The organism is Nocardioides sp. Z13_37 (genome assembly GCF_058355585.1).
This window is the reverse complement of record NZ_JBZGDV010000002.1, coordinates 85912-100226: the sequence shown is the minus strand read 5'-3', so window position 1 is coordinate 100226 and position 14315 is coordinate 85912. Positions and strand designations below refer to the sequence as shown.

Annotated in this window: 11 protein-coding genes; 6 read left to right on the top strand and 5 right to left on the bottom strand. The window is 73.0% G+C overall.

Annotated features, from left to right (window positions below):
• The first annotated feature begins 55 nt into the window (after positions 1-55).
• From AC4H2S_RS05405 to AC4H2S_RS05395, 3 genes are all read left to right on the top strand, one after another.
• Complete coding sequence (locus tag AC4H2S_RS05405; protein ID WP_491495944.1) at positions 56-466, top strand: GntR family transcriptional regulator; 411 nt, start codon at positions 56-58, stop codon at positions 464-466.
• The gene (gene nagA / locus AC4H2S_RS05400) at positions 463-1605 is read left to right on the top strand and encodes an N-acetylglucosamine-6-phosphate deacetylase (RefSeq protein WP_491495943.1); all 1143 of its coding nucleotides are present in this window, start codon (positions 463-465) and stop codon (positions 1603-1605) included. The genes AC4H2S_RS05405 and nagA overlap by 4 nt, the downstream gene beginning before the upstream one ends.
• Before the next feature lie 140 nt (positions 1606-1745).
• Complete coding sequence (locus AC4H2S_RS05395; protein ID WP_491495942.1) at positions 1746-2354, top strand: class I SAM-dependent methyltransferase; 609 nt, start codon at positions 1746-1748, stop codon at positions 2352-2354.
• 25 nt (positions 2355-2379) lie between these two features.
• Here AC4H2S_RS05395 and AC4H2S_RS05390 read toward each other — a convergent pair whose 3' ends face one another.
• On the bottom strand, positions 2380-7125 hold the full coding sequence (locus AC4H2S_RS05390) for a 3-keto-alpha-glucoside-1,2-lyase-like domain-containing protein (RefSeq protein ID WP_491495941.1): 4746 nt from the start codon (positions 7123-7125) through the stop codon (positions 2380-2382).
• Positions 7126-7265: 140 nt separating this feature from the next.
• Between AC4H2S_RS05390 and AC4H2S_RS05385 the strand changes: the two genes are divergently transcribed.
• Complete coding sequence (locus AC4H2S_RS05385; RefSeq protein WP_491495940.1) at positions 7266-9410, top strand: MMPL family transporter; 2145 nt, start codon at positions 7266-7268, stop codon at positions 9408-9410.
• Here the strand turns inward: AC4H2S_RS05385 and AC4H2S_RS05380 are convergent.
• Together AC4H2S_RS05380 and mca are read right to left on the bottom strand one after the other, a co-directional pair.
• Entirely contained in the window at positions 9407-9646 is a 240-nt protein-coding gene (locus AC4H2S_RS05380; RefSeq protein WP_491495939.1) for a hypothetical protein, read from the bottom strand. The genes AC4H2S_RS05385 and AC4H2S_RS05380 overlap by 4 nt on opposite strands.
• Positions 9647-9669: 23 nt before the next feature.
• Positions 9670-10584 (bottom strand): mycothiol conjugate amidase Mca, encoded by a 915-nt coding sequence (mca, locus tag AC4H2S_RS05375; RefSeq protein WP_491495938.1) that lies wholly within the window; start codon positions 10582-10584, stop codon positions 9670-9672.
• A 37-nt stretch (positions 10585-10621) separates the two neighbouring features.
• Here mca and AC4H2S_RS05370 point away from each other — a divergent pair, with 37 nt between their 5' ends.
• A complete protein-coding gene (locus AC4H2S_RS05370) occupies positions 10622-11020 on the top strand; it encodes a DUF4307 domain-containing protein (protein ID WP_491495937.1) in 399 nt (132 codons plus the stop codon).
• Between the two features lie 180 nt (positions 11021-11200).
• Positions 11201-11692 carry a transcription elongation factor GreA gene (greA, locus tag AC4H2S_RS05365; RefSeq protein ID WP_491496741.1) on the top strand — a complete coding sequence of 164 codons (492 nt, stop codon included), beginning with the start codon at positions 11201-11203 and terminating at the stop codon, positions 11690-11692.
• Between the two features lie 10 nt (positions 11693-11702).
• Here greA and ilvA read toward each other — a convergent pair whose 3' ends face one another.
• Both ilvA and AC4H2S_RS05355 read right to left on the bottom strand, forming a co-directional pair.
• A complete protein-coding gene (ilvA, locus tag AC4H2S_RS05360; protein WP_491495936.1) occupies positions 11703-12914 on the bottom strand; it encodes a threonine ammonia-lyase in 1212 nt (403 codons plus the stop codon).
• A complete protein-coding gene (locus tag AC4H2S_RS05355; RefSeq protein ID WP_491495935.1) occupies positions 12911-14305 on the bottom strand; it encodes an AI-2E family transporter in 1395 nt (464 codons plus the stop codon). The genes ilvA and AC4H2S_RS05355 overlap by 4 nt, the downstream gene beginning before the upstream one ends.
• Positions 14306-14315 lie beyond the last annotated feature (10 nt).

Here is a 14315-nt window from a genome sequence, read left to right as displayed (position 1 = left end):
GGGAACGGTGTGCCACCGTCCTCCACTGGTACGTACCAGTGGGAGGTGGGCCGAGATGCCACGCGGGATCGACGACCGCCCCCGGCCCGTGCACGCGCAGCTCAGCGACGTGCTGGCCGAGCTGGCGACTACGGAGCTCGGCCCGGACACCGCCATCGCGTCGGGGCGCGACCTGGTGGCGACCGACGACGTCTCCCACGCCACGGTCCGCAAGGCGATCGACAGCCTCGTCGCGGGCGGCCTGCTCACCACGATCCACGGCAAGGGCACGTTCCTCGCCCTTCCGCCCATCGAGAGCACGCTGCACCTCCCCTCGTTCTCCGAGGACATGCGCCGCCGCCTCGTGCCCTCGGACCGCCACCAGATCCACATGAGCCTCGGCGGGCCCGGACCCCGGCTCGTGACCTCACACCATCAGCAGCCGTCCCGTGAGCCCGAGGCCCTTCCGAGGCTCGGATGCGGATGATCCTCACGGCAGCACGCGTGGTCACCCCGGCGCGAATACTCTCGCCCGGGTGGCTCCAGCTCGACAGCGACCGCATCGTCGGGGTCGGCGAGTGCCCGCCACCACGGCCACCCGACGGCCGCGCCACCGTGGACCTCGGCGACGTCACCGTCGTCCCCGGCTTCGTCGACCTGCACGTGCACGGCGGCGGCGCCGCCTCCTTCGACACAGGCACTGCGGACGCCGCAGACGTCGTGGCCGCCACCCACCTCGCCCACGGCACGACGTCGATGGCCGCCAGCCTCGTCACCGACACCCTCGACCGGATGGCGACCGCCGTGCGCGAGCTGGCCCGGCTGGTCGACGACGGCCGGCTCGCCGGGATCCACCTCGAGGGCCCATGGCTGAGCCCACGGCGCTCGGGCGCCCACCAGCCGGGAGCGCTTGCCCACCCCGACCCGGCAGCGGTCGACTCCCTGCTGGCCGCCGGCGACGGCGCCGTCCGGATGGTCACCCTCGCCCCCGAGCTGCCCGGCGGACTCGACGCCGTGCGCCGGCTGGACGCGGCGGGAGTGGTGGTCGCGATCGGCCACACCGACGCGACGTACGACCAGGCGCGTGCCGCCCTCGACGCGGGTGCACGCCTCGGCACCCACCTCTTCAACGCCATGCGACCGCTCCACCACCGCGAGCCGGGCACAGTCGGGGCGCTCCTCGACTCCACCGCCGCCGTCGAGCTGATCGCCGACGGGGTCCACCTGCACCCCGCCGTCCTGCGCACCGCCTTCGCGGCGGCGCCAGGGCGCTGCGTCCTCGTCACCGACGCGATGGGTGCCGCTGGTGCGTCTGACGGCGACTACCGCCTCGGCCCCATGGACATCGAGGTGCGCGCCGGCGTCGCGCGGCTGGCGTCCGGGAACGGCGACGGGGCGATCGCCGGCTCGACACTCACCATGGACGCGGCGCTCCGGTTCGCCGTACGCACCGCCGGGCTGCCGCTGCTCGACGTCGTACTCGCTGCCAGCACCACGCCGGCCGCGACGTGGGGGCTCGACGACGTCGGCGCCCTGCTCCCGGGTCGGCGCGCCGACCTCGTCGTGCTCGACCCCGAGCTCGAGGTCGTCCGGGTGATGCGGGCCGGCGCCTGGCTCGCTCGCTGACCCGCAGCCGCCGCTGGTTCATCAAGGTATGCAGACCAACCGGCACTTCCCTGGGTGAGCTCACCGTGGGAAGTGCGGGTCCAGCGACATACCTTGATGAACCGTCGGGGCCGGCGGCAGGCGGGCCTACCCTGCTGGACATGGACGCACATGCGTGGGACGAGCGGTACGCCGCGAGCGAGCTGGTGTGGTCGCGTGAGCCCAACCGGTTCGTGGCCGCCGAGCTCGCCGACCTGCCGCCCGGCACCGCGGTGGACCTCGGGGCCGGTGAGGGTCGCAACGCGATCTGGCTCGCGTCGCGCGGCTGGTCGGCCACCGCTGTCGACTTCTCGCAGGTCGCCCTCGACAAGGGCGCGCGCCTGGCCGGCGACCTCGACGTCACGTGGGTCTGTGCCGACGCGACGACGTGGCAGCCGCCCACCCCGGTCGACCTCGTGGTCGTCGCCTACCTCCAGGTCCCGGCCGCCGACCGGCGGCGGGCCGTGCTCAACGCGGTGGGGATGCTGCGGTCCGGCGGGACGTTCCTGCTGGTCGCCCACGACTCGACCAACCTGGCCGACGGGACCGGGGGACCCCAGGACCCGTCGGTGCTGATGACGGGGCAGGACGTCGTGGCCGACCTCGCCGGCTCCGATGTCCAGGTCCTGCGCGCCGAGCGCGTCGCACGCGAGGTCGCGGCGGCCGACGGCCACGGCGGCGAGGAGCGGCGTACGGCGTGGGACTGCCTGGTGCGGGTGGTCAGGCGCTGATCCGCGCCTGACCACCCGGGACCGGTCAGCGCGTGAGGCGCACCTTCACGCGCTGCGCGAAGCCGTCCTCGTGTCGGACGACCAGCACGGCCTTCACCGTCGCCTTCCTGCCCAGGAGCGCACGCGCCCGCTTGGTCAGCGTGATCGTGACGGTGCCCTTGTCGCGGGCGTCGAGGCCGAACCCGCCGGCGCCGAGGCGCTTGCCCTTCGCGCCGCGGGTGCGCAGCACCACCTTGCCCTCACAGGCGACCGAGCCGCAGCTCAGCACCATCCTGGCCCGGCGACGGTCGCGCGTCGCGTCGACCTTGCCACCCTTCTTCACCACGACCGAGGGTTCGGCCGCGGGCGGGACGGGCGGCACGGGCGGGGTCGACCGCACCACCTCGAGCCGACGGCTCCCCCGGGCCGCGTCGGTGGCCACGTCGCCGGCGTAGTCGGCCACCAGCTCGACCGTGCCGGCGTCGGCGAACGGGCCGACCGTGAAGGTCGCCGTGCCGTCCTCGAGCTCCGCGGCGGGCAGGTCGGTGCCGCCGACCGACAGCACCACCTCCCCCGTCGGCACCTCCTGCGCGGCCGAGCTCACCTCGACCTCGACCGTGGCCTTCTGGCCGGTCGTGACCCGGTCCGGGGCGGTGACCGTCACCGTCGCCGGCACGTTCTCCGGGTCGGCGTACTCCTTGACCTGGACGTCGCGGTAGTGGACGTTCTCCCCGCCTCCGTGGTTCTGCAGGCCGACGTACGACGGCCACTGCAGCCGGTCGGGGGCGGTGCTGGTGAAGTCGTTGACCAGCACGTCGTTGAGGTAGATCCGGATCCGCTTCCCCTCGACCCTGATCTCGTAGTGGTTCCACTGGCCCACCGGCTTGAGCGCGGCGTCGCGCGCCGCCAGGTCGGCGGACTGGAAGTTGTAGATCGCGCCGGTGGTGCTGTCGGGGTCGTCCGTCGCGTCGATCTGGATCTCGTAGCCACGGTCGACCGCGACCCACGGGTCGTTGCCCGGGTCGGGGAACCCGACGAAGACGCCGCCGTTGTCGTCCTTGACCAGCTTCCAGTCCAGCTGCAGCGAGTAGTCGCCCTCGAGCGGCTCGGAGTGCCACAGCAGCCCGAGACCACCGTGGGTCATCAGCGAGCAGTCGGCCTCGCGGGTGAACAGGCCGGGTCCGGCCATGTTCCAGTCCTCGAGGCTCTCGGCGGTGCCGTCGAAGAGCGTCCGGTAGCCGGGGTCGGCCGCCGTCGGCTCGCAGGTGTCCGGCTCGACGACCGGGTCGCTCGTCACGCGGAACCAGTCGAACGCGCCGACCTGGCGGCCGGTGCCGTTGTAGGCGGCGACGCCGATCTTGGGCTCGACCAGCCCGGTGGCCGGGTAGCCGGCGCCCATCGACGACCAGGTCGCGCCCTGGTCGGTCGACCACCGCGCCTGGATGGCGCTGCCGGTCGAGACCATCTGCAGCTGCAGGTCGTCGGGAGCGGCACCGTCGGGCAGGTCGGCGTTGGTGTAGACCATCTCGCCGTTGATCCGGCGGCCGAGCTCGAGCACCCAGTCGCCGTCGGGCGTCTCCATCGCGACGAACTTGGCGTAGTTGTCGGCGTCGGTCCAGGCGACCAGGCCGCCCTGGAGGTAGTCGTCGGTGCCCGTCATCGTGAGCTGCGTCGTGGCGGCCCAGGGGCCGTCGGCGGGAGCGTCCTGCAGCACCACGTTCCTGGCGTCGACCGCGCCACCGGACAGGTCGCCGGCCTGCGCGTTGATCCTCAGCCGGCCACCGGAGACCTCGAGCCCGCCGGGGGTGCGGTTGCGGATCGTGGTCCAGCGGCAGGCGTCGAGCCGGTCGCCGTCGAACTCGTCGTCGGACGCGACCTCGGCCTCGGGGTCGCAGACCTCGCCGGGCTGCCCGACGTCGAGGTAGTCGAGGTTGACGCGACCGTCGGTCGGCCCGCCCGCGGCGGGAACGGTGTACGAGAGGGTGTTGGCGCCCTCGTCGAGCTCGACGGTGTCCGTCGCGGTGCCCCACGCGTTCCAGGCGCCGGTGTTGGCGAAGGTGACCGCCTCCACCGGGCCGTCGTTGACGGAGAGCTCCAGCGTCTTGGTGAGGCCCGGCGAGGGGTGCGGGCCGTTGGCGTACCCCATGGTCAGGGGGTGCTGGCCGGCCTCCTCGGCGTCGACGGTGAAGGTGACCGTGGCGCCGGGCGCCTCGAGCCCGCCGACGTAGCCGCTGCCGCTGAACCCGGCGTGCTCGTCCTGCACGTTGGCGCCGCCTGACCTGTCCGCGGTCTCTGCCTCGTAGCGCCGCGACGTGGGCTCGAGGACCTGGGCGTAGTCGAGGTTGACGTGCCCGTCGTCGCCGGGGTCGCGGACCAGCCTGAGGCTCGTGGGCCCGGCCGGCAGCTCGATGCGCCGGGTGATCGACCCCCACGTCTTCCACGTGCCCGTCGAGGGCAGGGTCAGCTCGGTGCGCTCGTCGCCGAGGTAGAGGCTCAGCGACTTGGCGCCCTCGAACGGGTTGGGGCCGTTGGCGTAGCCGATCGTGAGGTCGTAGGTGCCGGCCTCGTCGACGACCACCTGCACCTCGGAGCCTGCACCGTCCTCGCCCATGCCCGCCACGAAGCCGCTGCCGCTGTAGCCGGCGTGCTCGGTGTCGATCCGGGCGGAGCCGGACAGCTCGCCGTCCTCGAGCTCGTAGAGGCCGAACGGCGCGGGCGTCGGCGGCGGCTCGACGTAGCCGGGATAGCTGTTGAGCGTGTACCAGGCCTCGGTGCTCCACAGCGTCTCGCCCGACGCCGAGTCGAACGGGCGGGGCGAGCGCAGGTGCACGACGCGGTCGGGCTTCATGCCCTCGACCTGGAGTGTGACGGTGCGGCCGTCGTCGCTGGCCGTCGCGCTGGTGACCTCGAGGGTCTCCTCGTCGAGCTTGGGGCCGCCGTACTGCGCGGTGGCGCGGTAGCGCCACTGCTCGAGGCGGTACTTCGACGCGAGGTCGGTCAGGGTCTCGGCCGACAGCGGCTCGGTGTAGGTGATCTCGAAGCCGCCCTCGACGACGTCCATCGACTCCATGTCGAAGGGCACGTCACCGCTGAGGTCGAGCTTCTGCAGGCCGTAGCGCAGCTTGCCGGTCTGGCCCCAGTTGCCGCCGGCGCCGAGGCCGCCGACGATGAGCGATCCGTCCGGGGCGGCGAGGACACGGCTGACGCCGGCCTCGAGGCCCTGGGTCATCCGGAACAGCGCGCCCTGGTAGCGGCCGTCGACCTTCTCCAGGTCGGCGCGCTGCAGGCCGCCGTAGGTCACGTCGCCGATGAACATCTGGCCGGCGTAGGGACCCTCCTCCACGACGATGGGCGTGCTCGGGGAGTTGGCGATCTCGTTCTGCGGCATCCACAGCACCGGCTTGGTCACCGGCTGGTCGTCGAAGCGGCCCGGGCTGCCGTCCGGCTCGGTCGTGAAGTGGTTGTAGAACTCGCCCGGCTTGATCTCGATGAGCTTGGACGCGGGCAGCCAGCCGCCCTGGTTGTCGGTCACGAAGATCTCGCCGTCGGCACCCCAGCCCATGCCGTGCGGGGTGCGGAGGCCGCCGGCGACGAAGTCGATCGCGCCGGTCTCCTTGTCGATCGTGATGTGCGTGCCGCGGTCGTACGAGCCCTGGGGCACCGTGGTGGCGCCGCCGAGGTTGATCGACACCGACAGGTTCACGTGGAACTTGCCGTCGCGGTAGAGCATCCCGAAGCCGAACTCGTGGAAGTTGCCGTCGAACGGGTACTCCGCGATCTGCTCCCGGGTCTGGAAGACGCCCTGGGGGTCCTCGCCGGTGAGCTTGACCAGGCCGGTCTTCTCCGAGACGTAGATGTCGCCGTCGACGACCTTGATGCCCTGCGGCTCCTTGAGCTCGCCGGCGATCCGGGTGCGGGTGACGTCGGCGGGGGAGGTCGCGTCCTCGACGCCCTCGAGGCGCCAGAGCTCGCCGAGCTCGACGTTGCCCTGGTCGTTGCCGTTGCCGCCCCACGTGAGGACGAGCAGGTCGTCTCCGTCCCACTCCAGGCCGGTGACCTGCGGCTCGAAGCCGGCGGGGCGCAGGTCGACGAGGTCGTAGGCGGGGTTGAGGCCGTCGAGCTGGAGCCCGTCGCCGGCGGAGTCGCTCTGGCCCTCGCAGTACTTGAAGCCGGGTGCCGTCACCCGGGTCACGTTGGCCTCGGTGCTGAGGGCGGATGTCGGGACGACGGTGAAGCCGGGGTCGCCGGGCTTGCGCCACGACAGCGTGAGGCGCTCGCCGCCACCGGCCTCGAAGTAGTTGACGCGCAGCGGGTGGACCCCGGCGCCGAGGGTGATCGAGCCGTCCTTGGCCGTGTCGCCGTGCATGCCGTCGTGGTCGACGACGACCTGGTCGCCGATGATCAGCTCGGAGCCGTCGTCGCTGACGAGGCGGAACTCGTAGGTCCCCGCCTGCTCGATGGTGAGGTTGGCCAGCACTTCGACGACGAAGTTGTCCTGCAGGCCGCCGAAGTCGGCGGGGGTGGCCCAGTCGACGACCGGCTTGAGCTGGTCGACGTTGGGGGTCTGCCCCGACTTGAGCGTGCACAGCTCGGAGATGGGCTGGCCGAGCTGGAAGGCCCGCATCGTGACCCCCGCCTCGTCGCCCGGCGGCACCGCCGACGCGCTCGGCATCGCCGCCGCGAGGCTGGCGGCCACCGCGACGGCCAGGGCGCCGGCGCCCCAGCGGGAACGGCGACGCGACCCGGTGCGGGCGGCACGCGGGCGCGGGTGGAGCACGGGGGACTTCGACACCGGGACCTCCTGGGACCCCGACGGCACGACGCACGTCGGGTCGGTTGTGACGTCGCTCACCCTAGGGCGCATCCGACACTTTGTGAACAACTTTTGACTGTCAATCGCCAAAAGAGAGGAGGGTGGCTACAGTCGCGCTCGTGCTCGCGGACCTCGGACGGCTGCTCCACCGGTGGCGACGTCCCGTCCTCGCAGCGTGGGCGGTCCTCGTCGTCGCCGGCGCGGTCCTCGGGGGATCGGTCTTCGACGTGGCGCAGACCCCCGATCCGCTGCGAGCCGACGCCGAGTCCGCCCAGCTCGAGCGGCGCCTCGCGGTCGACGACCCGGAGGGCGAGCTGGTGGTCGCCGTGCTGTCCGGGGCCGACATCTACGGCATCGACCTCATCGACCAGGCCAGCCGGGTCCTGCACGACGTGCGCGACCTGCCCGACGTCGTCGAGGTGCGCGACCCGTGGACCACCGGGGCCCAGGACCTCGTCGCACCCGACCGCAGCGGCACCGTCGTCACCGTGGAGATCGATCCCACGGTCGACGACGAACGCGCCCGCGAGGCGGTCGAGCGAGTGGCGGCCACGCTGCGACAGGTCGCCATGCCGACGGTGCTCGTGGGCGGTCCGCTGCTCGCCGAGGAGGCCTTCGCCGAGCAGGCGATCCAGGACGCCGCGCGGGGCGAGGGCGTCGCGGTGCTGGTGCTGCTGGTCGTGCTGGCGCTCGCCCTGGGCGGTCTCGTGGTCGGCGTCCTCCCCGTGGTCACCGCGCTCGGCGCGGTCGCGGTCTCGCTGCTGGCGCTCGCCGGGCTGGCCCGGGTGAGCATGGTCAGCGAGTACGCCGTCAACGTCGTCACGCTGCTGGGCCTGGGACTGGCCGTCGACTACGCGCTGCTGGTGCTCGGCCGCTTCCGCGAGGAGCGGGCCGCGGCGCCCGGTCGCACGGGCACCGCCGACCTGCTCGGCACCACGCTCGCCACCGCAGGACGCACCGTGCTCGTCTCCGGGCTGACCGTCGGCACGGCGCTGGCGGGCCTGCTGCTGGTCGGCGACCCGGTGCTGTCCCCCATGGCCGTCGGCGGCCTGGTCGCCGTCGCGACGGCCACCCTGGCGGGGCTCACCCTCGCCCCCGCGCTGGTCGCTGTCGCCCACACGCGGATCCCCGCCCCGGCACCGCGTCGGGTGCTCGGCGGCACCCCCAGCGCCCACGCCCTGCTGCCGCGGCTGGCCCGGCTCGCGCTGGCGCGACCGTGGCCGGTCCTGCTGGGCGGCACGGCCCTCCTGCTCCTGCTCAGCACGCCCCTGCTGTCGCTCGACCTGCGCAACTCCGACGCCCGCTCACTGCCCGCCGACAGCGAGCCGCGGCAGGTCCAGTCGGCGATCGAGAGCGGCTTTCCCGAGCAGGTCGCGACACCGGTCACGGTGCTGGTCGACGAGCCCTACACCTCCCAGGAGACGGCCGACGCGATGGCCCGCATCGTCGGCCTGCCCGGCGTGGCCGACGTGATGCTGCTCGACCCGGTGCCCGGCGACCTCAGCCAGGTGCTCGTCGAGCCGGAGCCCGACGAGGCCGGCGACTACGACGGGCCGCCCGCCCAGGACCTGGTCCGGCGGCTCCGGGCGGCCGACCTCGGGTCGGACGTCCTCGTCGGCGGCCCGACCGCCGAGCTCGTCGACACCCGCGACGCCCTCGCCGAGCGCGCGCCGCTGGCCATCGTGGTGGTCGTGCTGCTCACGGCGCTCCTGCTGGGGCGCCTGACCCGCTCCGTGGTCGTGCCGGTCAAAGCCGTGCTGCTCAACCTGCTCTCGCTGTGCGCCACCCTCGGCGTGGTCGTCGCCGTCTTCCAGTGGGGATGGGGCTCCTCCCTGCTCGGCTTCGAGCCGTGGGGGGCGCTCGACGTCACCACTCCCCTGCTGCTGTTCATGTTCGCGTTCGGGCTGTCCATGGACTACCACGTGTTCCTGGTCGCCCGGATCCGCGAGGCGTGGGGCGCGGCCGCCGCGGATCGCTCCACGCGCCGGCGCGCCCGCCACGTCGACCCGCGCGCGGTCAACGACCGCGCGGTGCTGGAGGGCATCACGGCCTCGGGGCCTGTCGTCACCCTCGCCGCCGTCGCGATCGGCATCGTCTTCCTCGGCTTCGCGATGGGCGAGCTCGTCGCGGTGAAGGAGATCGGCGTGGGCATGAGCGTCGCCGTGCTGCTCGACGTGACCGTCGTGCGCGGCCTGCTCCTGCCGTCGTCGATGACGCTGCTCGGGCGGTGGAACTGGTGGCTGCCGAGCCGGCGGGCCGGTTAGCGCTCGTCGGTGGTGCGGGTCGAGTCGGTCGTCTCGTCACGCTGGGCGGGCTCGTCGCCGTAGACGCCGGCGTCCTTGGCCGCCTGCGCCTTGCGCAGCTGCTTGACCAGGCTGAACGCGATGACGACGACCGCGAGGATCATGAAGATCCACACCGCGAAGCCCAGCGGGCCGGCCTTGACCTCGGTCGGCTCGGGGGTGGGGTCTTCGAGGAGGACGATCAGCAGGTCGAGCATGCCCCCAGTGTCCCACCTTCCCCCTAGCGAGCGGGTGTCGGGATCCCCGCGAAGAGGTCGTCCTCGGGCAGCGAGGTCTCGACCGTCGACTCGACCAGCTCGTAGTCCTCGGTGGGCCAGACGGTCTGCTGGATCTCGCGCGGGATCGCGAACCACATGCCGTCGGGGTCGATCTGCGTGGCGTGGGCGAGCAGGGCCTGGTCGCGCACGCCGAAGTAGTCGCCGCACGGCACCCGCGTGGTGATGCGTTCGTCCCAGTCGGGCTCGCGCGTCCACGTGGCCAGCCGCTCGGCGTAGGGCGACTCGAGGCCGTGGGCGAGCATCGCCTCGTGCAGGGCGTTGGTCTTCGCCCAGCTCCAGCCGTGGTGGTAGTACAGCTTCATCGGCTGCCACGGCTCGCCCGCGTCGGGGAACCGGTCCGGGTCGCCGGCCGCGCGGTGGGCGGCCACGGAGACCTCGTGGCAGCGGATGTGGTCGGGGTGGGGGTAGCCGCCGCGCTCGTCGTACGTCGTCATCACGTGGGGGCGGAACTCGCGGATCAGGCGCACCAGCCGCTCGGTCGCCTCCTCGAGCGGCACCAGCGCGAAGCAGCCCTCGGGCAGCGGGGGCGGCGGGTCGCCCTCGGGCCAGCCGGAGTCGACGAAGCCGAGCCAGTCCTGCCGGATGCCGAGGATGTCGCGGGCGCGGTGCATCTCCTCGCGGCGGATCTCGGTGATGTTCTCCCAGACCTCGGGGCGGTCCATCTTGGCGTTGAGGACCGAGCCGCGCTCCCCGCCGGTGCAGGTGACGACGTGGACGTCGACGCCCTCCGCGACGTACTTCGCCGTCGACGCCGCGCCCTTGCTCGACTCGTCGTCGGGGTGGGCGTGCACGTGCATGAGTCGGAGGCCGGCGCGGGGCGTCTCGCGGGGGTGCCGGTCGGCGGAGGGCTGGGCCATGCGAGGAGTCTAGGAGGGGGGACTTACCCTTCTGTGCGTGACCACCGACCTCACCGACCACAGCGAGCGGTACGGCGCGCCGGCCCGCTGGGGACGACCCGCCGCCATCGCGCTGACGGCCGTCCTGGCGGTCGTCGGGCTCACCTGGCTGGGCTGGGCCGCGTGGTTCCACGGCAGCCCCGAGGTCCGCTCCGACGTCGTCACCTTCGAGGTGACCGGCGACCACGAGGTGCGGGCACGGGTCGACGTCGAGCTCGCGGACGACGTGCAGGCGACCTGCCGCGTACGCGCGCTGGCGGTCGACAAGACCGCTGTCGGCGAGCTGGCCTTCACCCCCGTCGACGGCGTCAACGAGGTCGTGATCCGCACCGAGCGCCGGGCGACCTCGGTCGAGAAGCTCGGCTGCACCGCGCCCGGCCAGCCCCGCCCCCGCTGAGCGCGGGCCTGCACTTTTGCGCCAGTCTTGCTAACCTGATCGTTCTGCCCGTCCGGGTGCGCTGGCCGACGTCCGTCTCCGCGCCCACTCCGATCGGACGGAAGACGGAACACACCGACCCCATGCGGGGCGGCTGAGGCACACCCTCGTCCAGTTACCCACGTGAGCAGGAGCACCGACATGACCGACCAGGGCACCATCTGGCTGACCCAGGAGGCCTACGACAAGCTGAAGGCCGAGCTCGAGGACCTCAAGGGACCCAAGCGCCAGGAGATCATCGAGCGCATCTCGGCCGCCCGCGACGAGGGTGACCTCAAGGAGAACGGCGGCTACCACGCCGCCAAGGACGAGCAGGGCAAGCAGGAGGCCCGCATCCGCCAGCTCGAGGACATGCTGCGCAAGGCCGAGGTCGGCGAGACCCCGCCCAACGACGGCGTGGTCGAGCCCGGCATGGTCGTGACCGTCGACTTCGGTGGCGGCGACCACGAGAAGTTCCTCCTCGGCGCCCGCGAGAACCTGACCGAGGGCGACGAGCTCGACGTCTACTCCCCGCAGTCGGCGATGGGTGCGGCGATCAACGGCCGCTCCCGCGGCGACGAGGTCACCTACACCACGCCCAACGGCAAGGAGCTCAGCGTCACGATCGTCGACGCGGAGCCCTACCGGTCCTGACGGCGCCCGCTCAGGAGTCGACGCGGTAGCCGCGCTCGCGCAGCCGTTGCACCAGGTGCGCGGCGTGCGGCTCGCCGCGCGTCTCGAGCTGGATGCGCACCTCCACCTCGTTGAGGGTCAGCGACGGCGAGATCCGCTCGTGGGCGACCTCGAGCACGTTGGCCCCCTCCGCGCCGACCTCGGCGAGCAGGGACGCCAGCCCGCCCGGGAGGTCGGGGATGCACACGCGCAGGTAGAGGTAGCGCCCGGCCGAGGCGAGACCGTGGCGGATCACCTTGCCGAGCAGGAGCGGGTCGATGTTGCCGCCCGATAGCACCGCGACCGCGGGCGTCTCGAAGCCGGCCGGGTGGTCGAGCAGCGCCGCGACGGCGGCCGCACCGGCCGGCTCCACGACCTGCTTGGCGCGCTCGACGAGCGCGAGCAGCGCGCGCGAGAGCGACTCCTCGGAGACCGTGACGACCTCGTCTACGTGGTCGCGCACGGCCGCGAAGGTGATCTCGCCCGGCATCCCGACCGCGATGCCGTCCGCCATCGTGCTCATCGACTCCAGCGGCACCGGGCACCCGGCCGCGAGTGACCCGGGGTAGGCCGCCGCGCCCTCGGCCTGCACCCCCACCACCCGTACGTCGGGTCGCAGCGCCTTGATCGCGATCGCGACCCCGGCCAGCAGGCCGCCGCCGCCGGTCGGCACCAGCACGGTGCGTACGTCGGGCGCCTGCTCGAGCACCTCGAGCCCGAGGGTGCCCTGACCCGCCACGACGTCGGGGTGGTCGAAGGGGTGGATCAGCACCGCCCCGGTCTCCGCGGCGAACTGTCTCGCGGCGACGAGCGAGTCCTCGAGGTAGCGGCCGTGGAACACCACGTCGGCGCCGTAGCCGCGGGTCGCGTTCTCCTTGGGAATCGGCGCCCCCTCCGGCATGAAGACGGTCGCGGGGATGCCGAGCGTCGCGGCGGCGAGCGCCACCCCCTGGGCGTGGTTGCCGGCGGAGGCCGCGACGACGCCGCGGGCCCGCTCCTCGGGGGACAGGCGGGCGATGCGCACGTACGCCCCGCGCGACTTGAACGAGCCCGTGCGCTGGAGGTTCTCGCACTTCAGCGAGACCGGGCCGCCGACCAGCGCGGAGAGCCAGCGCGACTCCTCCATGGGCGTGGTCACCGTGACGCCGTCGAGCAGCTCGCGCGCGGCGACGATGTCGGCGAGGGAGACCTGCGGGGCGGTCATGACGGGTCCTTGTCGTGCTGCTTCCCGGCCTCGACAGGGTCGTCGGGCGCCTCGGGGCCGGCGAGCGGGCTGTCGTCGTCGGGGAGCTCGTCGGCCTCGGTCGGTGGTGGCCCGATGTCCTGGTCGAGCGCCTCGTCGTGGTCCTCCTCACCGATCTCGGTGTAGGACGCGAGGTGCTGGGCGACGGCGTTGCCGGCGGCAGCCAGGGGCACGGCGATGAGCGCGCCGGCGACCCCCGCCACGAGCACCCCGCACCCGATCGCCACGATCACGCCGAGCGGGTGCAGCGAGACGAAGCGGCCCATCAGGAACGGCTGGAGGACGTGGCCCTCCACCTGCTGCACCAGGATCACGCCGCCGAGCATCAGCAGCGCCGTCCACGGCCCCTGGTCGACCAGCGCGACGAGGATGGCGACCGTGCCGGCCACGGTGGCGCCGATCATCGGCACGAACGCGCCGAGGAAGACCAGCACGCCGATGGCCACGACGAAGGGCACCTGCAGGAAGTAGGCGACGAGCATGATGCCGATGGCGTCCGCGAGCGCCACCAGCACCGTGGCACGCACGAACTGCGTCAGCGACACCCAGGCCACGCGCCCCGAGGCGTCGACGCGCTCGCGCGCGGCACGCGGGGCGAGGCGGACCATCCACGACCAGATCCGCTCGCCGTCGGCGAGGAAGAAGTAGGTGGAGAACAGCACGATGAAGAAGCCCGCGACCACGTGTCCGAGGGCCGTGCCGACCTCGGTGGCGCGGGTGACCACGCCGTCGGCGCCGGTGCTGCCGGAGACGGCGGACTGCACCTGCTTGATGTAGCCGTCGAGCTGGGAGTCGGAGACGTTCAGCGGCCCGGTGCGCAGCCACTCGCGGACCTGGCCGAGCCCGGTGACGACCGAGTCGGCGAGGTCGCTGGCCCCCTGCGCGACCTGCTGGCCGACGAAGGTGAGCAGCAGCGCGACGGTGCCGATCCCGACGATCATCACCATGCCCGTCGCGAGCCCCCGAGGCAGCCCGATCCGGCGCAGCCACACGACCAGGGGCGAGGCCATCGCCGCGAACAGGAGCGCGATCGCGATCGGCAGGGTGATGACGGCGAAGTAGCGCAGCGTCCACAGCAGGCCGAGCGCGGCGACCACGATGACGATGAGGCGCCAGGACCAGGCGGCGGCCAGGTCGAGCCCCCACGGCACCTGCGCGCGGCTGAAGTTGGACGGCCCGGTGCTGAAGGCGGGCTCGGACCGGCGCTCGGCGCGTCCCTGGGCCCACTGGCTGACGATGCGCTCGGCGAGGCCGTCCTCCTCACGGGCCAGCGCCGCGAAGAAGCGGCGCCGCCCCGACTCGACCTCGGTGTCGCCGGGGACGTCGGAGGCGGGCCTGCCGTGATCGGTCACGTCGGTCACG

Bases quoted from the DNA above. Each gene is read 5' to 3' on its own strand.
- nagA (WP_491495943.1), top strand. From the start codon at position 463: ATGATCCTCACGGCAGCACGCGTGGTCACCCCGGCGCGAATACTCTCG.
- greA (WP_491496741.1), top strand. From the start codon at position 11,201: ATGACCGACCAGGGCACCATCTGGCTGACCCAGGAGGCCTACGACAAG.
- AC4H2S_RS05405 (WP_491495944.1), top strand. From the start codon at position 56: ATGCCACGCGGGATCGACGACCGCCCCCGGCCCGTGCACGCGCAGCTC.
- AC4H2S_RS05380 (WP_491495939.1), bottom strand. From the start codon at position 9,646: ATGCTCGACCTGCTGATCGTCCTCCTCGAAGACCCCACCCCCGAGCCG.
- ilvA (WP_491495936.1), bottom strand. From the start codon at position 12,914: ATGACCGCCCCGCAGGTCTCCCTCGCCGACATCGTCGCCGCGCGCGAG.
- mca (WP_491495938.1), bottom strand. From the start codon at position 10,584: ATGGCCCAGCCCTCCGCCGACCGGCACCCCCGCGAGACGCCCCGCGCC.
- AC4H2S_RS05395 (WP_491495942.1), top strand. From the start codon at position 1,746: ATGGACGCACATGCGTGGGACGAGCGGTACGCCGCGAGCGAGCTGGTG.